17 protein-coding genes and 1 tRNA gene are annotated in these 19,322 nt (G+C 65.6%); 5 read left to right on the top strand and 13 right to left on the bottom strand.

What is annotated here, in order from left to right:
- Positions 1-14 precede the first annotated feature (14 nt).
- The 3 genes from LK409_RS08455 to LK409_RS08445 form a co-directional block, all read right to left on the bottom strand.
- Positions 15-473: a cupin domain-containing protein gene (locus tag LK409_RS08455; RefSeq protein ID WP_010928356.1), complete on the bottom strand. Its 459-nt coding sequence runs from the start codon at positions 471-473 to the stop codon at positions 15-17.
- A 98-nt stretch (positions 474-571) separates the two neighbouring features.
- Positions 572-2,152 carry an aldehyde dehydrogenase (NADP(+)) gene (locus LK409_RS08450; RefSeq protein ID WP_010928355.1) on the bottom strand — a complete coding sequence of 527 codons (1,581 nt, stop codon included), beginning with the start codon at positions 2,150-2,152 and terminating at the stop codon, positions 572-574.
- Positions 2,153-2,194: 42 nt separating this feature from the next.
- A complete protein-coding gene (locus LK409_RS08445; protein ID WP_010928354.1) occupies positions 2,195-3,334 on the bottom strand; it encodes an iron-containing alcohol dehydrogenase in 1,140 nt (379 codons plus the stop codon).
- 165 nt (positions 3,335-3,499) lie between these two features.
- On the opposite strand from LK409_RS08445, the gene LK409_RS08440 reads away from it, so the two are divergent.
- The gene (locus LK409_RS08440; RefSeq protein ID WP_003809661.1) at positions 3,500-4,447 is read left to right on the top strand and encodes a LysR family transcriptional regulator; all 948 of its coding nucleotides are present in this window, start codon (positions 3,500-3,502) and stop codon (positions 4,445-4,447) included.
- A 97-nt stretch (positions 4,448-4,544) separates the two neighbouring features.
- Positions 4,545-5,285, top strand: a complete 741-nt coding sequence (locus LK409_RS08435) for a carbonic anhydrase (protein WP_003809659.1) — start codon at positions 4,545-4,547, stop codon at positions 5,283-5,285.
- Between the two features lie 11 nt (positions 5,286-5,296).
- Here LK409_RS08435 and LK409_RS08430 read toward each other — a convergent pair whose 3' ends face one another.
- The 3 genes from LK409_RS08430 to LK409_RS08420 are packed head-to-tail and all read right to left on the bottom strand — an operon-like array spanning position 5,297 to position 9,134.
- Positions 5,297-6,652: a cytochrome c gene (locus LK409_RS08430; protein WP_003809657.1), complete on the bottom strand. Its 1,356-nt coding sequence runs from the start codon at positions 6,650-6,652 to the stop codon at positions 5,297-5,299.
- Positions 6,653-6,662: 10 nt separating this feature from the next.
- The gene (locus LK409_RS08425) at positions 6,663-8,432 is read right to left on the bottom strand and encodes a GMC family oxidoreductase (protein ID WP_010928353.1); all 1,770 of its coding nucleotides are present in this window, start codon (positions 8,430-8,432) and stop codon (positions 6,663-6,665) included.
- 3 nt (positions 8,433-8,435) lie between these two features.
- Positions 8,436-9,134, bottom strand: coding sequence for a gluconate 2-dehydrogenase subunit 3 family protein (locus LK409_RS08420; RefSeq protein ID WP_003809653.1), 699 nt, complete (start codon positions 9,132-9,134; stop codon positions 8,436-8,438).
- Between the two features lie 407 nt (positions 9,135-9,541).
- Here LK409_RS08420 and LK409_RS08415 point away from each other — a divergent pair, with 407 nt between their 5' ends.
- Together LK409_RS08415 and LK409_RS08410 are read left to right on the top strand one after the other, a co-directional pair.
- Complete coding sequence (locus tag LK409_RS08415; protein WP_010928352.1) at positions 9,542-9,724, top strand: type II toxin-antitoxin system HicA family toxin; 183 nt, start codon at positions 9,542-9,544, stop codon at positions 9,722-9,724.
- Positions 9,725-9,746: 22 nt separating this feature from the next.
- Positions 9,747-10,136, top strand: coding sequence for a type II toxin-antitoxin system HicB family antitoxin (locus LK409_RS08410; RefSeq protein ID WP_010928351.1), 390 nt, complete (start codon positions 9,747-9,749; stop codon positions 10,134-10,136).
- Between the two features lie 148 nt (positions 10,137-10,284).
- On the opposite strand, the gene LK409_RS08405 is transcribed toward LK409_RS08410, so the two are convergent.
- The 6 genes from LK409_RS08405 to ppk1 form a co-directional block, all read right to left on the bottom strand.
- Positions 10,285-10,361, bottom strand: a tRNA-Pro gene (locus tag LK409_RS08405).
- Between the two features lie 40 nt (positions 10,362-10,401).
- Positions 10,402-11,178, bottom strand: a complete 777-nt coding sequence (gene pstB / locus LK409_RS08400; RefSeq protein ID WP_033448479.1) for a phosphate ABC transporter ATP-binding protein PstB — start codon at positions 11,176-11,178, stop codon at positions 10,402-10,404.
- A 44-nt stretch (positions 11,179-11,222) separates the two neighbouring features.
- A complete protein-coding gene (gene pstA, locus LK409_RS08395) occupies positions 11,223-12,080 on the bottom strand; it encodes a phosphate ABC transporter permease PstA (RefSeq protein WP_003809638.1) in 858 nt (285 codons plus the stop codon).
- Positions 12,081-12,101: 21 nt separating this feature from the next.
- Positions 12,102-13,118, bottom strand: coding sequence for a phosphate ABC transporter permease subunit PstC (gene pstC, locus LK409_RS08390; RefSeq protein ID WP_010928350.1), 1,017 nt, complete (start codon positions 13,116-13,118; stop codon positions 12,102-12,104).
- A gap of 134 nt (positions 13,119-13,252) precedes the next feature.
- Positions 13,253-14,293 (bottom strand): phosphate ABC transporter substrate-binding protein PstS, encoded by a 1,041-nt coding sequence (gene pstS, locus LK409_RS08385; protein WP_003809635.1) that lies wholly within the window; start codon positions 14,291-14,293, stop codon positions 13,253-13,255.
- Between the two features lie 194 nt (positions 14,294-14,487).
- Entirely contained in the window at positions 14,488-16,569 is a 2,082-nt protein-coding gene (ppk1, locus tag LK409_RS08380; RefSeq protein ID WP_003809633.1) for a polyphosphate kinase 1, read from the bottom strand.
- Positions 16,570-16,804: 235 nt separating this feature from the next.
- Here ppk1 and ppx point away from each other — a divergent pair, with 235 nt between their 5' ends.
- Positions 16,805-18,298 (top strand): exopolyphosphatase, encoded by a 1,494-nt coding sequence (gene ppx, locus LK409_RS08375; RefSeq protein ID WP_003809631.1) that lies wholly within the window; start codon positions 16,805-16,807, stop codon positions 18,296-18,298.
- Positions 18,299-18,517: 219 nt separating this feature from the next.
- Here ppx and LK409_RS08370 read toward each other — a convergent pair whose 3' ends face one another.
- The gene (locus LK409_RS08370; protein WP_003809629.1) at positions 18,518-19,312 is read right to left on the bottom strand and encodes a GNAT family N-acetyltransferase; all 795 of its coding nucleotides are present in this window, start codon (positions 19,310-19,312) and stop codon (positions 18,518-18,520) included.
- Positions 19,313-19,322: the final 10 nt, after the last annotated feature.

Raw genomic sequence — 19,322 nt, 5'->3', positions numbered from 1 at the left:
CGCCCTTGCGAAAGCTAGAGATCGATACGTTCGGCCTCGACCGCCGCGCGCTTGTCCATATTGAAGCGCTTGTCGTAAATCACCCGCCCGCCGGTGGTGGGGCCGGGGTACTGCACGATGAACATCACGCCGCCGGATTCGGTGTGCAGCTCGGGCTCGCAATGCGGGTCGCCATGCTGCAGCACGGTGCCGGGCCCGCACTTGACGCCGCCGATGGTGAACTCGCCTTCCAGGATGTACCAGACCTGGGCGAAATCGTGCCGGTGCCACGGGTGGTAGGCGCCGGGCTCCAGGCGCAGCAGCCCCGCATTGGGCAGCGTCAGGTCTTCCGGTGTCGGGTGGCTGAGCATCTTGCCCGTTTCGCCCGGCCAGCGAATGGTTTCCCATTCCATGTCATCGACGTGCATGATCCGCGGCGGCGGATCGTCGGTGGTGGCCGTGCCTTGCTTGTCGTTCTGCTTGCTTGCCGTCATGTCATCCTCCATACCAGTCAAAAATGCAGCGCTCAGGCTGCGTTCAATCGGCGCAGGGTCTTGTCCGCGGCGCGGCCAGGGATCGGCCGCGCCATCGCTCAGCCCTGCTGCATGCGCCCATCGCGCAAGCGCCACAATGCAAGCGGATTGCCGTCCTGCAATGCCGCCGGCACCAGCTCGCTCGGGAAATCCTGATAGCAGACCGGACGCAGGAACCGGTCGATGGCGCTGGCGCCCACCGACGTCGCCCGGGCATTCGAGGTCGACGGGAATGGCCCGCCATGCACCATCGCATGCGAGACTTCGACGCCCGTAGGATACCCGTTGGCGATCAGGCGCCCGGCCTTTTTCTCCAGGATGGGAAGCAGGCGCCCGACCTCGTCCCTGTCGGCATCCTCGAAATGCAGGGTCGACGTCAGCTGGCCTTCCAGCGACTCGGCCAGGCGATGCAATTGCGGCCGGTCCCGGCAATAGACGACCACGGATGCCGGCCCGAAGATCTCCTCGTGATGCAAGGCTGCCGCCATGAAATCGCCGGCATCGATCGCAAAAAGGGCCGGCCTCGCGCTGCACGGCGAGGGGCCGCGCGCCGGCGGCAGGACCTGCTCCACCCCCGGCTCGCCCAGGCGGCGCTCGAGCGCCGCGCCGTATGCCCTGGCAATGCCCGCGGTCAGCATGGTTTGCGGCGCCTTGCCGCCCAGCGCCTGCGCCAGCTCGCCCACGAAGCGCCTGGCCGCCTCGCTATCGAGCAGCACGATCAGGCCGGGGTTGGTACAGAACTGCCCGGCCCCCAGGGCGATCGAATCGGCCAGCCCCGCCGCCAGCGCCGGGGCGCGCCGGGCGAGCGCGCCCGGCAGCACGAAAAAGGGATTGACGCTGCTCATTTCCGCGTACACCGGAATGGGCTCCTTGCGCCGGGCCGCCACGTCGACCAGCGCCAGGCCACCCTGCCGCGAGCCGGTGAACCCCACCGCCTTGATGGCGGGATGGGCAACCAGGCTGGCGCCCACCTCGGCGCCCGGCCCGACCACCAGCGAAAACACCCCATCCGGCATATCGCACTCGATGCCTGCCTGCTGCACGGCCCGCGCAACCAGTTCGGACGTTCCCAGATGCGCGCTGTGGGCCTTGACGACCACCGGACAGCCGGCGGCAAGCGCCGAGGCGGTATCGCCTCCCGCCACGGAAAACGCCAGGGGAAAGTTGCTGGCCCCGAACACCGCGACCGGCCCCACGGGCATCCTGGCCATGCGCAGGTCCGGCCGGGGCGCCGGCTGGCGGTCCGGCTGCGGGCTGTCCAGCGTGGCGTTCAACCAATGCCCGCTTCCGACCACCTCCGCGAACAGCCTGAGCTGGCCGACCGTCCTAGCCCGCTCGCCCTCCAGGCGCGCGCGCGGCAGACCCGTCTCGCTATGCGCGCGCTGGATCAGCTCATCGCCGATGCGTTCGATGTTGGCCGCGATGCGCTCCAGGAAGCCCGCCCTGGCCTGCAGCGGCAACCCCCGGTAGCGATCGAACGCCCGCGCCGCGAGATCGCAGGCGGCATCGACCAGCCCCCGGGAGGCCGACGAGAACGCCGGCTCGATCTCGCGATTCTCATTGGGATCGAAAGCGTAGAGCCGCGGCCCGTCGCCGGCCACCGCACTGCGCCCTATCATCATTGCGCCGCTGATTGTCATGTCTGGTCCCCGTCCATCCTGCGAGTCATGGCTGCCTGGCGCTCAAAACGCGGCATCGAGCATCCGGGCATAGTCTTCGGCCGAAGCGTCCCGGGGATTGGTCTTGTGGCTGTGGTCCTTGAGCGCGCCGTCCACGATCCGGGCAAACAGCTCGCGGGCGACCCCCACTTGCCCCAGGGACGTGGGCAGGCCCAGCCTGGCGGTCAGGCCTTGCACCGCGCCGGCCACCGACTCGCCGTCCGCCAACCCTATCGCCGCGGCGATCCGGTTCAGTTTGTTTTCCCGCGCCATCGTGGGCGCCGGCGCGTTGAACTCGATGACCGCCGGCAGCAGGATCGCATTCAGCGTGCCATGGTGCAGGCGCGGATCGATCCCCCCGAGCGCGTGGCTCAGGCTGTGCACGCAGCCCAGGCCCTTCTGGAACGCCAGCGCACCCTGCATGCTGGCGCTCATCATGTTCATGCGCGCGTCGCGGTCGCCGGGCTCGCGGGTCGCGCGCTCGATGTGGCGCCAGGCCCGCGCCAGGCCATCGAGCGCGATGCCGTCGGCCGGCGGGTTGAACAGCGGCGACATGAACGTCTCCAGGCAATGCGCGATGGCATCCATGCCCGTCGCCGCGGTCAACGCCGGCGGCAGCTTCAGCGTCAGCTCCGGATCGCAGATCGCCGTGCGCGGCACCACGAAGGGCGAAATCACCCCGACCTTGCGGCCATCGTCGAGAATCAGGATCGCGCCGCGCCCGACCTCGCTGCCCGTGCCGGCCGTCGTGGGGACGGCAATCACCGGCGCGGTGGCCGCCGTGATATGGCCCAGCCCGCCTTCGGTCACCGCGAAGCGCTTCAACGCCCCCTCGTGCGTGGCGCACACGGCCACGCCCTTGGCAAGGTCGATGGACGAGCCGCCGCCAAGGGCGATGATGCCGTCGCAATCGTTGGCGGCGTACACCGCCACCGCCTGGCGCACGGCCTCCTCGTTCGGGTTCGGCGGCGTCGCGTCGAAGACCGGCACCGCATCCGGCCGGTCCAGGTGCGACAAGGCCGCATCCAGTATGCCGGCGGCCTGGATGCCCTGGTCCGTTACCACCATGGGGCGTTTGATCCCGATGCGGTCGCACTCGGCCTGCAGCAGGCGCACCGCGCCGAAGTCGAACTGAATGTGCGTGAGATATTGGATGAGCGCCATCTGAATTGAGAGAAAGTTATAATAGGAGCGACACCGGAACAGGCCGCCATGCCCCGGCGACTGCCGCCGGCCAGGGCTTTTCCCGCGCCATGTCGGCATTCTAGGGTGGCCCGCGGGGAATGAATATTGAAAGCCGCTCATACAGCTATAACCAGAAGGCAACCCATGACACCGCCGCTGACGTCCATCGTTTCCCGCCTGCACATCAAGCACCTGCGCCTGTTGCTGGCGATCTACGAGCACGGCTCGCTGCTGGGCGCGGCCAAGGAAGTGGCCATCAGCCAGCCCGGGGCCAGCAAGGCGCTGCAGGAGATCGAAACCACCTTCGGCGCGGCGCTCTTCGTGCGCACCAACCGAGGCCTGGAAGCCAACGACCTGGGGCTGTGCGTCGTGCGCTACGCGCGCATGATCTACACCGACCTGGGCCATCTGCGCAATGAACTGGATGCGATCCAGAAAGGCGACGGCGGCCGGGTGGCGGTCGGCTCCATCATGGGAGCCATACCGCTGCTGACGGACGCCGTTTCGGATTTGATGCAAACCCACCCCGGCATGTCGGTGGAGATCGTCGAAGACACCAGCGCCGAGCTGCTGGGCCTGCTCGACAGCGGCCGGCTGGACCTGGCGATATGCCGCACGGTGGTCACCAAATCGCCCGAGCTGTACGAAAGCGAACTGCTGCAGCCCGAGGAATTGCGGGTGATCGCCAGCATCGGCAGCCCGCTGGCGCTCGCCGACGAACTGACCCTCCAGGACCTTGCCCACTGCAAATGGATCGTCTACCGCGCCAACATGCCGATGCGCATCCTGCTTGAGCGAGAGTTCTACGATGCGGGCATCCGGTTTCCGACCAACCTGCTGGAAACCACGTCACCGTTCGCCACGCTGGCCCTGCTGCGCAGGAATTCCTCCTTCGTCGCGCTGGCTTCGACCGACGTCGCGTCGTTTTTCGCCCGCAACGGCCTGGTCAGCATTCTTCCTTTCCAGTTCACCTTGCGCAGCGAACCGTACGAATTGGTGCGCCGCCGTGGCTCACTGATGTCGATCGGCGCCCGCCTGCTGAAAGAGCGCCTGCTGGAGCGGCAGGACCACCACGTAGACCATGTGGATTGACTCCGGCGCGCCCTGTCCAAACAAGGCGCAACCGGCGCTATCATTCGGCTTGCCATTCCTGCCATGAATTGGCGCCATCCCCCGAACGAGGTGTGCCATGTCCAAGAAAACGACGCCGACGTGCAACTGCCTGCAGCATCTGTTGCCGCTCGATAGCCAGGAAAAACCCGTGCGCCTTTCCCGCAGGAAGCTGTTGAGCGCCGGCCTGATGGCCGGCATGGCGGGCGGCCTGGGCATCGTTTCGCCAAGCCCGGCGCACGCGCAGACCACGCTCACACCCGAGCAGGCCCTGGAAAAACTCCGTCAGGGCAATGAGCGCTTCGCACGCCGCGCCATCACCTCGTTCCAGGAAGACCTGGACATTCTTCAGCGCCGCACCGCCGACAAACAGGAGCCGTTCGCCGCCGTCCTGGCCTGTGCCGATTCCAGGATGCCGGTCGAACTCGTCTTCGACCAATCGATCGGCAAGCTGTTTGTCGCCCGCGTGGCGGGGAACATTGCCACGCCCGCCATCATCGCCAGCCTGGAATACGGCGCCGCGATACTGGGCATCAAGGCACTGGTCGTCCTGGGCCACGTCGACTGCGGCGCGATCAAGGCCGCGGCCGCGAACGCAGGCGCGCCAGGGCAGATCAGCGCGCTGTATCCCTATATCCGTCCGGCGATCAACGCCAGCTCGTCCACCGATATCACCGAAATGGCGCGACAGAACGCCATCAACCAGGCGCGGCTGCTGCGCTCGGCCTCGCCCGTCCTGGCAAAACTGTCCGACGACGGCGCGTTGCGGATCCTGCCGGCGCTCTACGACGTCGCCGATGGACGGGTCAGCTGGCTCTGAGCGCCGCCAGCTCAATGCTTGCCGGCCGAACGGGCGGCGGCCACCTCCTCTTGCGTAACCGCGCTGGCCTGGTTTCCCCAGCCTGAACGCACGAAGCTGGCCAGCACGGCCACTTCCTCGTCGCTCAGGCGATCGGCATAGCCTTGCATGGCCAACCTCATGGGACGCCGGCCTGTCGATGGCACGGCGGTGCCGTTCAGTATGATCGACAGCAGCGGGCCGGCATCCTTGCCCAGCACCACGGCACTGCCCTGCAGTTGCGGGAAGATCTCGGCCGCGCCCTTGCCCGTGACGAAATGGCAGCCGGCGCAGTTATCCAGGTACAGGCGCGCGCCCAGGGGCATGTCGGGCGAGGCGGCAGTCAGCAGCCTGGCTGTAGCCTGCCCCGCTTCGTCGGCCTGGGCCGCCGGGACGGCGTGGGGGCCGGGCATGGCGACCTGCGCGGGGATGTCCTGCACCGGCTTGCCATCCATGCCTTTCAGGAAAGCGGCCATCGCGTTCAGGTCGTCGTCGCTCAGGTACTGCAAGGAATGCTCGATGGCCAACGCCATTTCGCCGCTGGCGGTGGCATGCGTGTTGCGCCCCGTGGCAAGGTAGTCGGCCACCTGGGCGGTGGACCACGTCGCGATCGCCGAGTCGGCGCCACGCAGCGCGGGCGCGGTCCAGCCATCCAGCACGCCGCCGCTCAGGAACGCCGCGTCGCGCGCGACGGTGCCGTCCTGCGCCATGAAGGCAGTGCGCGGACTGTGACAGGCGGCGCAATGGCCGGCGCCTTCCACCAGATACTGGCCGCGGGTCTGCAGCTTGTCGTCGCTGGCCGGCTTGAACGCGGACTCGCCCCTCAGGGCAAGCCAGTTCCACGCGCGCAAGCCAAAACGCAGGTTGAACGGGAAACTGAGCTGCGTGGCCTGGACTTCGTTCCTGACCGGCGGCACCTCCTTCATGAGGTAGTCGTACAAGGCGCGAATATCGCTCTCGCTCATGAAACGGTAGTTTTCATACGGCATGGCCGGGTACAGGTGGCCCTCCTTGACGCCGATGCCATCGACCAGGGCGGCGCGGAACTGATCCAAGGTCCAATCGCCGATGCCCGTTTCCTTGTCCGGGGTGATATTGGATGACCAGATCGTGCCCATCGGCGTGGGGATGCCGCGTCCGCCGGCCAGGGGCGAGCCGCCGTTCGCGGTATGACAGGCCATGCAGTCGCCGGCGCGCATGACATACTTGCCTCGGCCGGGCTCCGCTTTCCAGTCGGCCGCCAGCGCTTCATTGGGCGGCGTCACCTTGACGGGCACATAGATCAGGGCAAGCGTCGCGAGAACGGCCAGCGCCACCAGGGCGCCCAGAATGGCAAGGGCTTTTTTCATGGCGCGCTCCTCAAACCAGTGGGCGCGGATCGCGCAGGTATTGCGTGCGGATCGCGTGGATCGTCCAGTAGGCCAGCGCCCCCACCATTCCGGTGGGGTTGTACTGGGTGTTCTGCACGAAATTACCCGCCCCCATGACGAATACGTTGTGCTTGTCCCAAGCCTGGCAGTAGCGATTCACCACGCCCTCGCGCGGGTCTCGGGACATGATGTGGCCGCCGGTATTGTGGGTGGTCTGGTAGGGCCTGACGTCGTACATGGCTCCCGGGCCCTTGAAACCCAGCTGCATCAAATCGGGTTTCATGGCCTTGCCCACTTCCCCCGCCTTGAGCTTCATGTACTGATTCATCCTGAGGTCGTTTTCCTGCCAGTTGAACGTCATGCGCATCAAGGGGCGGCCATGCGGATCCTTGTAGGTGGGATCCAGGTCCAGGTGGTTGGCCCGGTATGCCATGTGCGAGCCATGGGTGCCGATGGACATGGAATGGCCATACCACTGGCCAATGGCCTTCTTCCAGCCCGCGCCCCAGCCGGGGGTTCCGGCCGGCAGGATCATGGAACGGATCGGCTGGCCGTTGAACGTGCCGGAGCGCCAGTAGGCGCCGCCGATGAAGCCCAGCGCGCCGAAGTCGTTCTGGTTGACGCTGAAGTCATCGATACAGAAACCGTTGGACCCATGGCCGATGAACGGGTTGAAATTGGCGTCCTTGAAGAACATGGTGACGCCGCCATTCATCTGGTAGGCGTAGTTCTTGCCCGTCACGCCGGTGTTGGTGGCCGGGTCATAGGGTTCGCCTATGCCCGACAGCAGCAGCAAGTGGACATTGTTCAGCTGGTAGGCGGCAAGAATCACCAGGTCCGCTGGCTGGAATACCTCCTCCTGCGCGGCGGCATCGAAATAGGTGACGCCCGTGGCGGTCTTGCCATCGGCCGAGCTTTCGATCCTCAGCACCTCCGCGTGCGTGCGATAGCTGAAGTTGGGCTTGCGCTTGAGCGCGTCGAAGATGGCCGTCTGCGGCGACGACTTGGAGTATTGATAACAGCCGAAGCGCTCGCAGAAGCCGCAGAAATTACAGGGCGCCATCTGCATGCCATAAGGATTCACATAGGCCGTGGATGCGACGCCTGCCGGCGCGGGGAAGGGATGGTAGCCCATGGCCTGGGCGGCATCGCGAAACTTGGTGGCATCGTAGGTGGGCGGCATCGGGGGCATGGGATACTCGCTGGAGCGCCAGCCCTCGAACGGATTGCCGCCGGGCTGGATCTTGCCCTTGAGATTGCCCGCCTTGCCTGAAATGCCCGCGACCTCGTCGAACCGCGTGAAAAACGGCTCCAGTTCGTCATAGGTGACGGGATAGTCCATCAGGTTCATTCCTTCGGGAATGATGGACTCGCCCCACCTCTCCTTCACATAGCTGCGCAGCTGGATCTCCTGGGGCTGGGGCCGCCACAGCAGGCCGTTCCAGTGCGTGCCGGCGCCGCCCACCCCATTGGCGGGCAAGAACGAACCCATGGAGCGGTATGGCAGCGCCGTCTCGGCGTCGTTGCGCCGGACCGTCACCGTCTGCTGGCTGGGGTGCTGCATGTTCACCAGCCGCACGCCATAGGTCAGCTCATCGATCTGGTTGGGGTACTTGAATTCCGGTACGGTGTTCTGATCGCGGCCGCGCTCCAACGCCACGATTTCCAGCCCCTCGGCAGCCAGTTCCATGCCTGCGATCGCGCCTGTCCAGCCCAGGCCCACGATGACCACGTCCTTCTTTTTTTCGGTACGCGCCATGGTTCACGCCCTCTCGCCCTTGATGGAAACAGGCCCCAGCGGGTACTTCACGTTGTGCTGGTCCACCCACTCGGCATAGCTGGCGCGCGCGCCCGGAAAGCCGATATAGACCCACGATTGCATGCCGAAATTGCCGCCATGCATCGGGTCGGCGAAGTAGCCTTCCTTGGTGTTGGCCAGCAAGGTCGTGAAGAAAATGCTCAGTTCGGGCGCCAGCGCAGCCTCCCCCTTTTGCAGGGCGGTCAAGGTCTCATCCTGCTGTTCGGGCGCCAGATCCTTGAAGTCCTTGCTCCACCGCAACTGGCACAAGGCATTGACCGCGGGAATCGCCTTGCGGTAGAGCTGCGCGGGATTGAGCGGGGTTTGCCAGCCACGGTCAGGCGATGCCGCGGGATCGTGCGGACCCTGCATGTACCAGTTGCTGGCGCTTCCATACTCGCCCTTCAACTGGCGATCCAGGAAAATCGGCACATGGGCTTCCAGCGCGCCCGGGCCCTCGCCTTCCGATGGAATCAGGCGTGCGGTGGCCGCGAGCACGAACGCCCATTCCTCGGGCGTGAAGTATTCGGGCTTGTAATCCGCCAGCTGGACGGGCGCAGCCTTGGCGTGTGCATGGAAGGTGAGCGCGATGCCGGTGAGTGCGGCGCTGGCTCCTGACGCGAGCAAAAACTCTCTGCGGCTTGAATGCGGCGAGTCAGACATATTGCGGCTCCTGTCTGGCGACATGGGATATCGACCCTGCGCGCGGATCGATGGCTTGCCTGCCTTTCCAGTATAAGAACGCTCTTTCGGAACTCAACCAAATCGCCCGGGGAAACGCTGCTTTGACGCAACAATGGGCTAGGTACAGGATATAGGAATACGCGCCGGGCGACCTGACAAGGCGCTGAAGGCCGAGAAGCGCGGCATGCAAAACGTCCCGCGCTGCGTCAGGCGTGCGGGCTTGCAGCCTCCTCCGAGTATGGTGTCCAGGACACAGCGCAACGCGTATTTCCTTGTTGTTGCCGCGTGCACGGAACCAGCCACGAATCGTCGGCAACCACGGGGCACGCGATAGAGAATTGGCAGATAAAGTTGTGTATTCTTATGTATTGTGTATAATTACACAAATGAACAGCACAGACCTGATCCAGCAACCGAAGGCCGACGGCTGGTATCGCGTGCATACCGTGGGTTCACACCACCAGTACAAGCACCCGACCAAGCCCGGCAAGGTCACCGTGCCGCATCCCAGGAAGGGCCTGCCGACAGCGACACAGCGCAGCATCCTTAAGCAAGCCGGCCTGCGATAAACAGGCCGACCAGGAGAACCGCATGCTCTACCCGATCCATGTTTCCAAAGACGAAGGCAGCGCCTACGGGGCCGCCTTCCCTGATTTTCCCGGCTGCTTTGCAGCCGCCGATGAACTCCAGGACCTCCCCCGCGCGGCGCAGGAAGCCGTTGAGGCGCACTTCTACGGAGAGACCGAGCGTATCCCCGCCCCGTCCGCCCCTGAAGCGTGGGCCAACGATGAGGACTATCAAGGCGGCTATTGGATGATGGTCGATATCGACCTGTCGAAGGTCAACACGAAGGCCGTGCGGCTCAACATCAGCCTGCCGGAAAACCTGGTTCACCGTATCGACGAGGAAGCCAAGGCACGACGCCTTTCGCGCTCAGCGTTTCTGGCCATGGCTGCGGAGCACGAAATGGCCGACGCCTAGCACCCCGCAGAAACGCGAAAGCCCCGACCGGAAATCCGTATCGGGGCTTTGGCATGCATGGAGCGGCTATTTCAGGGATATGGCCCGCATTTCGGGTCCACATGTGCGTTTTCGTGCACTGCGGAAATCCCAAGAACCGCATGAATATTGGTCGGGGCGGCGGGATTCGAACTCGCGACCCTCTGCTCCCAAAGCAGATGCGCTACCAGGCTGCGCTACGCCCCGAAGGACCGCAACTATACCAGAATCGGCCCGCCGGCCGGCCTCAGCCGAAGCGGCCGGTGATGTAGTCTTCCGTCTCTTTGCGCGCCGGCTTGACGAAGATCTGGTCGGTGGCGCCATACTCCATCAGCTCGCCCAGGTACATGTAGGCGGTGTAGTCGGAGCAGCGCGCCGCCTGCTGCATGTTGTGCGTGACGATCACCACCGTGTACTCGTGCTTGAGTTCGGCGATCAGTTCCTCGATCTTGGCGGTGGAGATCGGGTCCAGCGCCGAGCAGGGCTCGTCGAGCAGCAGCACTTCGGGCTTGATGGCCACGCCGCGCGCGATGCACAGGCGCTGTTGCTGGCCGCCCGACAGGCTGTTGCCGCTCTGGTGCAGCTTGTCCTTCACCTCGTTCCACAGCGCCGCCTTGCTCAGCGCCCACTCGACCCGCTCGTCCATCTCGCCCTTGCTGAGCCGCTCGAACAGGCGCACGCCGAAGGCGATGTTGTCGTAGATGCTCATGGGAAACGGCGTGGGCTTCTGGAACACCATGCCGACCTTGGCGCGAATCAGCGAAATATCGGTCTTGGACGTCAACAGGTTTTCGCCGTCGAGCAGGATCTCGCCTTCGGCGCGTTGGCCGGGGTACAGCTCGAACATGCGGTTGAAGGTGCGCAGCAGCGTCGACTTGCCGCAGCCCGACGGGCCGATGAAGGCGGTGACCTTGTTCTCGCGGATCGACATGTTCACATTGCGGATCGCGTGGAACTTGCCGTAGTAGAAATTCAGGTTCTTGACTTCCAGCTTGGCGTTGGGAGCGGTTGCGGTGTTTTCCATTTTGCTTCCTATGGCCGGCGCCCCGCGGGCGCCGGCGGCGGCGATCACGATTTGCGGAACAGGTTGCGGGCCAGGATGTTGATGCCCAGCACCAGCAGCGTGATGAGCGTGGCGCCGGCCCAGGCCAGGTTGTTCCAGTCTTTGAAGGGGCTGGCGGCATACTGATAGATGACGACCGGCAGGTTGGCCATGGGCGCGTTCATGTTCAGCGACATGAACTGGTTGGACAGCGCCGTGAACAGCAGCGGCGCGGTCTCGCCCGAGATGCGGGCAATCGCCAGCAGCACGCCGGTGATGATGCCGGTCTTGGCGGCGCGATAGCACACCAGGGTGATCATGCGCCACTTGGGGCAGCCCAGCGCGGCGGTGGCCTCGCGCAGGCTGTTGGGCACCAGCAGCAGCATGTTGTCGGTGGTGCGCACCACCACCGGAATCACCAGGATGGACAGCGCCAGCGCGCCGGCCCAGCCCGAGTAGTGGCCGACCTGGGCCACGTACACGGCGTAGATGAACAGGCCGATGATGATGGACGGCGCCGACAGCAGCACGTCGTTGAGAAAGCGCGTGGCCGGCGCCAGCCAGCCGCGCTGGCCGTACTCGGCCAGGTAGGTGCCGGCCAGGATGCCCACCGGCGTGCCGATCAGGGTGCCCACGCCGGCCATCAGCACGCTGCCCACCACGGCGTTGAGCAGGCCGCCGGCCTGCCCGGGCGGGGGCGTGATTTCCGTGAACAGCGTGAACGACAGCGCGGGCGCGCCCTTGACCAGCAGGGTCGCGATGATCCAGAACAGCCAGAACAGGCCGAACAGCAGCGCGCCCAGCGAGATGGTCAACATGACCTTGTTGACCAGGTGGCGGCGCCGGTAGACGCCGTTGTTCATGGAGATTGCCGATTGAGCCATGTAGTTATCCTTGCTCGTGCATCAGGCCTGGCGGCCCTCGGCCCTGGACAGGCGCACCAGCAGCATTTTCGAGAAAGCCAGCACGACGGTGGTGATCAGGAACAGGATCAGGCCCAGTTCGAGCAGCGCCGATTTCTGGATGCCGCCTGCCTCGTTGAATTCGTTGGCCAGCGCCGAGGCGATCGAGTTGCCCGGCGAGAACAGCGAGCCCGACCAGCGAAAGGCGTTGCCGATCACGAAGGTCACCGCCATGGTCTCGCCCAGCGCACGGCCCAGCCCCAGCATGATGCCGCCGATGACGCCCGATTTGGTGAAGGGCAGCACGACGCGCCACATGACTTCCCAGGTGGTGCTGCCCAGGCCGTAGGCGGACTCCTTGAGCATGGGGGGCACCAGCTCGAACACGTCGCGCATGACGGCGGCGATGAACGGAATGATCATGATCGACAGGATCAGGCCGGCGGTGAAGATGCCGATGCCGAACAGCGGGCCGGCGAACAGGCCGCCGATGATGGGCACGCTGCCCAGCGTGGCGATCAGCGCGGGCTGCACGTATTGCTGGAACACCGGCACGAAGACGAACAGGCCCCACATGCCGTAGATGATGGACGGGATGGCCGCCAGCATCTCGACGGCGGTGCCCAGCGGGCGGCGCAGCCAGGTGGGCGCCAGCTCGGTCAGGAAGATGGCGATGCCGAACGACACCGGCACGGCGATCAGCAAGGCGATGAACGAGGTCAGCAGCGTGCCGATGATGGGCACGACCGCGCCGTAGTTCTGCTGGACCGGATCCCAGTCGTTCAGCCACAGGAACGACAGGCCATACTTGGCCAGCGATTCGCGGCTGCCATAGATCAGCGAGATCATGATGGCAGCCAGCAGGATGAACACCAGGAAGGCGAAGGTCCGGGTGAGGTTCTTGAACAGCGCATCCATCAGCGCGTTATTGTTTTGCTTCATAGGCGAAGGCGTGCCGGTAGTGGTCGAATCGGCCGTGGAAGACGGCAGCGGCACACTATTATCCATTACCGCGCTCATGGACAGGCTTTCCTTGAGATAGGGCCAGGGGTCGGCGCAATGGCGGGGCGCCCGGCGCCCCGCGAAGTCAGGACGGCGATCGCTCGCCGTTCACTGGTCCGGCCAGGGCGGACAGCGCCCTGGCCGATACGGGCTTACTGCCACACGGCCTTGCCGTCGGCGCCCTTGACTTCACCCCAGGCGGCGCGGATTTCCGTGGTCACGGCCTCGGGCAGCGGCACGTAGTCCAGCGCTTCGGCCGACTTGGCGCCGTTCTTGAACGCCCAGTCGAAGAACTCCAGCACCGCGCGGCCCTGAACCGGCTTGTCCTGGCTCTTGTGCACCAGGATGAAGGTGGCGGCGGTCACGGGCCACGAATCGGCGCCCGGCTCGTTGGTCAGCACCACGCCCATGCCGGGCGCGCTCTTCCAGTCGGCATTGGCGGCAGCGGCGGCGAACGCCTTCTGCTCGGGCTGGACGAACTTGCCGTCCTTGTTCTGCAGCTGCGTCCAGGCCAGCTTGTTCTGCTTGGCGTAGGCGTACTCGACATAACCGATCGAGTTCTTCAGCTGGCCCACGTAGGCGGCAACGCCTTCGTTGCCCTTGCCGCCCTGGCCGGTGGGCCACTTGACGGCCTTGCCCTCGCCCACTTGCTCTTTCCAGGCGGGCGACACTTTCGACAGGTAGTTGGTCCAGCCGAAGGTCGTGCCCGAACCGTCCGAACGGTGCACCACCACGATGTCGGCCGAGGGCAGCTTCAGGTCGGGGTTGAGCGCCTTGATGGCGGCGTCGTCCCACTTCTTGACCTTGCCCAGGAAGATGTCGGCCAGCACGGCGCCCGACAGCTTCAGCTGGCCCGGCGCGATGCCGTCGACGTTGATCACCGGCACGGTGCCGCCGATCACGGCCGGGAACTGCAACAGGCCGTTCTTTTCCAGGTCTTCGGCCTTGAGCGGGTCATCCGAGGCGCCGAAGTCGACCGTCTTGGCCTTGATCTGCTGCTGGCCGCCGCCCGAACCGATGGACTGGTAGTTGACGGCGTTGTTGGTGGCAGCCTTGTAGTCGGAGGCCCACTTGGCGTAGATGGGGTACGGGAACGACGCGCCCGCGCCGGTCACATCGGCGGCCTGGGCGGCGAAAACGGCTGCGCTCAGCGCGGCGCCGATCGAAATCTGTTTGAAGACACGTTTGAACATCTGGGTTCCTTCTGTGCTCGTTGAGGAAATCCGGCAGGCTTTCAAGGCGCCTGTCTCGGCCAACGTATGCATCTTAGAAGTCCAAAATGACAGGATAGTGACAGTCACATACCCAACTTAAATTTATCCATAAGAAACTTAATATTTCAAAATAAAATGGCCGCCCGCGGGCGGCCAGGCGGCGGCGGGCCGGCTCAGCCGTCCTGCCCCAGGCGCTGGATCAGCGCTTCCTGCACGTCGTAGGCCTCGCGCCGGTTGCGCACCCGCGCATAGGTGCCATCGGCCTGCTGCTGCCAGGCCAGCTGATTGTCGCGCAGCGCATAGGTGAAGGCCTCGTCGATGACGCGCTTCCTGAGCGTCTTGTCGTAGACGGGAAAGGCGATTTCCACGCGCCGGAAGAAATTGCGGTCCATCCAGTCGGCCGACGACAGGTAAACGGTTTCGGCGCCATCGGCATAGAAATAGAACACGCGCGAGTGCTCCAGAAAGCGCCCCACGATGGAACGCACCCGGATATTCTCCGACAGCCCAGGCACGCCGGCGCGCAGCGCGCATACCCCGCGCACGATCAGGTCGATCTTGACCCCGGCCTGGCTGGCCTTGTAGAGCTCTTCGATGACCTGCACTTCCAGTAGCGAGTTCATCTTCGCCATGATGCGCGCCCGCTTGCCGGCGCGCGCGGCGCGCGTCTCGGCGCGGATCAGGCTGACCATGCCGTCGTGCAGCGAGAACGGCGACTGCAGCAGCGCCTTGAGCGAGCGCCGCGCCCCCAGGCCGGTCAGCTGGGTAAAGACCTTGTCCATGTCCTCGCACAGGCGCGGATCGGCGGTCAGCAGGCCGAAATCGGTGTACAGGCGGGCCGTGCGCGGATGGTAGTTGCCGGTGCCCAGGTGGGCGTAGCGGCGCAGCCGCCCTTTCTCGCGGCGCAGCACCAGCGCCATCTTGGCGTGCGTCTTGTGCGCGACCACGCCATAGACCACGTGCGCGCCCACTTCCTCCAGGCGCGCGGCCCAGTTGATGTTGGTCTGCTCGTCAAAGCGCGCCATCAGCTCCACCACCACGGTGACTTCCTTGCCGGCGCGCGCCGCCGCCAGCAGGATCTGCATGAGCTCGGAGTCCTCGCCGGTGCGGTAGATGGTCTGCTTGATCGCCATCACGTCCGGATCCAGCGCCGCGGCGGTCAGGAAGTCGATGACCGGCTGGAACGACTGGTAGGGATGGTGCAGCAGGCGATCCTGCTCGGCCACGGCGGCGAACAGCTCGGCCGGCTTCTCGCCCACGCGGTCGAACGGCGCCGGCACGGGCGCCAGGTAGGCGGGAAACAGCAGGTCCGGCCGGGTGTTGGAATTGCACAACTGCATCAGGCGCGACAGGTTCACCGGGCCGCTGACCCGGTAGGTGTCCTCGGGCGCCAGCGAGAATTCGCGCTGCAGGTAGGCCTCCAGGTCGGGCGGGGTCAGCTTGTCGATCTCCAGCCGCACGGCCGCGCCGAAATTACGCTGCGACAGCTCGCCCTGCAGGGCATGGCGCAGGTTGGTGACTTCCTCTTCGTCGACGAACAGGTCGCTGTTGCGCGTCACGCGCCATTGGTAACAGCCCAGCATTTCCAGGCCGGGGAACAGTTCGCCCACGAAGGCCCGCAGCAGCGAGGTCAGCAGGATGTAGCCGTCGGGATGGCCGGAGATCTCGGGCGGCATCTTGATCAGGCGCGGCAGCGCGCGCGGCGCCTGCACCACGGCAATGGACGCCTGGCGGCCGAAGGCATCGGCGCCCGACAGGGCTACGATGAAATTCAGGCTCTTGTTGTAGACGCGCGGAAACGGATGCGCCGGATCCAGCCCGATCGGCGTCAGCAGCGGCATGACATCGCGATTGAAGACCTCGCGCGCCCACTCCTGCTGCTGCGCGTTCCATTCGGAGGCGTGATGCAGCACGATGCCCTCGGCCTGCAGGCGCGGCAGGATATCGTCGTTGAGCAAGGCGTATTGGCTCGCCACCAGCGCGTGCACCTTGACCTGGACCCGCTCGAAGGCCTCATCGGCCGTCATGCCGTCGGGCCCGACCAGCGTCGGGGTCTGGCGCTGCTGCTCCTTCAGCGTCGAGATGCGGATCTCGAAGAACTCGTCCAGGTTGGAGCTGACGATGCACACGTAGCGCAACCGCTCAAGCAAGGGAACACGCGGGTTCTCGGCCATCGCCAGCACGCGTTCATTGAATTTCAGCAGCGACAGTTCACGATTCAGGAGCAGCGGCTCGGACGGCGGTCGAGAGGTCATACAGGGCCCAGGCAAAGGAGACAGCTTTTGTTTTTACTGCAATATCGTGACGGTTCTATGACGCCCGGCCGCGCGCATGCCGGCATGCCGCATAGCGTACGCCAAAGCGGGGACGCATGGAAGGGCCGCGCCAGCCCCCAATGCCTTGTTCTGCAAGGGAAAAACGCCGCATCGGCATGACTGTCACATGGCATCTCTATAATCCAGCAAACTGACTGCCCAATACAACTGCCGCATGGACCATCTTCTGGCCGCCGTCGACCTCGGCTCCAACAGCTTTCGACTTTCTATCGGCCGCGTCGTCCAGCAGGATGGCACCGCCCAGATCTACCAGATCGACCGCCTCAAGGAGACCGTGCGCCTGGCCGCCGGCCTGGACCAGGACAAGAACCTGGGCGAGGACGCGCTGGCGCGCGCCCTGGCGGTGCTCGAGCGCTTCGGCGAGCGGCTGCGCAGTTTCCATCCCAGCCGGGTGCGCGCGGTCGCCACCAACACGTTCCGGGTCGCCCGCAACACGCGCGATTTCCTGCCCCGCGCCGAACGGGCGCTGGGCTTTCCCATCGAAGTCATCGCCGGGCGCGAAGAAGCGCGGCTGATTTTCTCCGGCGTGGCGCACAGCCTGCCGCCCTCGCTGAACCGCCGCCTGGTGATCGACATCGGCGGCGGCTCCACCGAAGTCATCATCGGCAAGGGCGTCGAGCCCAACCTGATGTCCTCGCTGTACATGGGCTGCGTCAGCTTCAGCCGCCAGTTCTTCGGCGACGGCGTGGTCGACAGCCACCAGATGAAGCAGGCCGAGCTGGCGGCGCGGCGCGAAATCGAAGTGATCGCCAAGCAATACCGCAAGACCGGCTGGAAGGAAGCCTATGGCTCGTCGGGCACCGCCAAGGCGCTGTACGCCATCCTGACCGAATGCGGCTTCTCCACCCGCGGCATCACGCGCGCCGGGCTGGCCAAGCTGAAAGACCGCATCATCCGTTCGGGCCGCGTCATCCCGGCCGAACTGCCCGGCATCAAGCTGGAGCGCGCCGACGTGCTGCCCGGCGGCCTGGCCATCATGAGCGCCCTGTTCGACGAGCTGAACATCGATGTCATGCATACCGGCGACGGCGCGCTGCGGCTGGGCGTGCTGTACGACCTGCTGGGCCGCGACGACGAGCACGACAAGCGGCACGAATCCGTGCAGCAATTCATGAAGCGCTACCACGTCGACGCCAACCAGGCGCGGCGCGTGCGCCAGGCGGCGCTGGCGCTGTTCGACGTCCTGCTGCCCGACGGCGACGGCCACGAGCGCGCCGAGCTGCGGTTGGCGCTGGGCTGGGCGGCCGACCTGCACGAGGTCGGCCTGTCCATCGCCCACAACGCCTATCACAAGCACACGGCCTACGTGCTCGAGCACGCCGACATGCCGGGCTTCTCCAACGACGAACAGGAATTGCTGGCGCTGCTGGCCCTGGGCCATCACGGCAAGCTGAGCAAGCTGGAATCCCTGGTGGCCAACCGCAGCCAGTGGATCGCCATCCTGTGCCTGCGCCTGGCCGCGCTGCTGTTCCGCCGCCGCGAGGACATAACCCCGCTGCCGCTGGCCGTCTCCATCAAGGGCACATCCATCGTGGTGCGCGCCCAGCAGGCCTGGCTCAACCGCCACCCCCTGAGCGACTTCACCCTGCGCGCCGAAGACGGCGAATGGAGCAAGGTCGGTTTCTCGTTCGAATTGCTGGAAACCTGAAACCCGATCCTCGGGAGCCTGTCCCCGAAGGGGGACTGGCTCCCGCTGACTTCTGAGCCTGTCCCGATACAAGGTGCCTGTCCCCGCGGGGACAGGCACCCGTCAGCTCAGTCCAAGGTCAGGTCGGTCTGCCGTTCCAGCTGCTTCAGTTCCAGACGGATCTGGCGGGTCACCCGCCGCACCAGCCTGATGCGCAGACGACGCAGCGTGCGACGCATGTCAGCGCCTGGCTTCCCGGTCCAGGCCGAAGTGGCGGCGATAGCGCTCGTCCATGCCGGCCATGCTCAGCAGCACCGGGAAGTCCGCCGCGTTGAAGTCCGGATCCCAGGCCGGCTCGCCGCATACCTTGGCGCCCAGCTTGAGATAGCCCTTGATCAGCGGCGGCACGCGCGCCGGCAGGGTGCTGTTCAGGCGCTCGATCGGATAGCGGTGCAGGGGCCGCACGCGCGGCAGCGCCGGATCATCGAGGTGGCGGGCGACATTGCGCCAGACTTCGGCGGCGGTCACGCCGTCGTCGCGCAGGCTGACGCTGGCGCAACCCAGCACATACTCGTAGCCGCCGCGGCGCAGGTATTCGGCCAGGCCGGACCACAGCAGCATGATGACCGCGCCGTTGCGGTAATCGGCGTGCGTACACGAGCGGCCCACTTCCACCAGCTGCTCGCGCAGGGCGCCCAGCCCGGACAGGTCGAACTCGGATTCCGAGTAGTAGCCGCCCGCCTCGCGCGCCTTTTCCGGCGTCAGGATGCGGTAGGTACCCACCACCCGCCCGGTGTCCAGTTCGCGCACCATCAGGTGTTCGCACCACTGGTCGAAGCGGTCCTGCTCCACGCCGTCCTGTGCCTGGGGAAACACGGCGCCCATATCCTCGGTGAAGACGTCGTAGCGCAGACGCTGGATCTGCTCGACCTCCTCCGCGGTGCGCGCCAGGCCGACCGCGAGGGTGCGCGGCGCGGCGCCAGGCCAAGCAGTGGCGGCAGTGGAACCCGTATCGATGCGTACTAGTTCGAGCATTGCGCGAAAC

It is taken from the genome of Bordetella parapertussis (assembly GCF_020735925.1).
In the GTDB taxonomy this organism is placed as follows: Bacteria; Pseudomonadota; Gammaproteobacteria; order Burkholderiales; family Burkholderiaceae_B; genus Bordetella; species Bordetella pertussis.
Note: the sequence above shows the minus strand (reverse complement) of the source record. Positions and strands in the feature narration are given on the sequence as shown.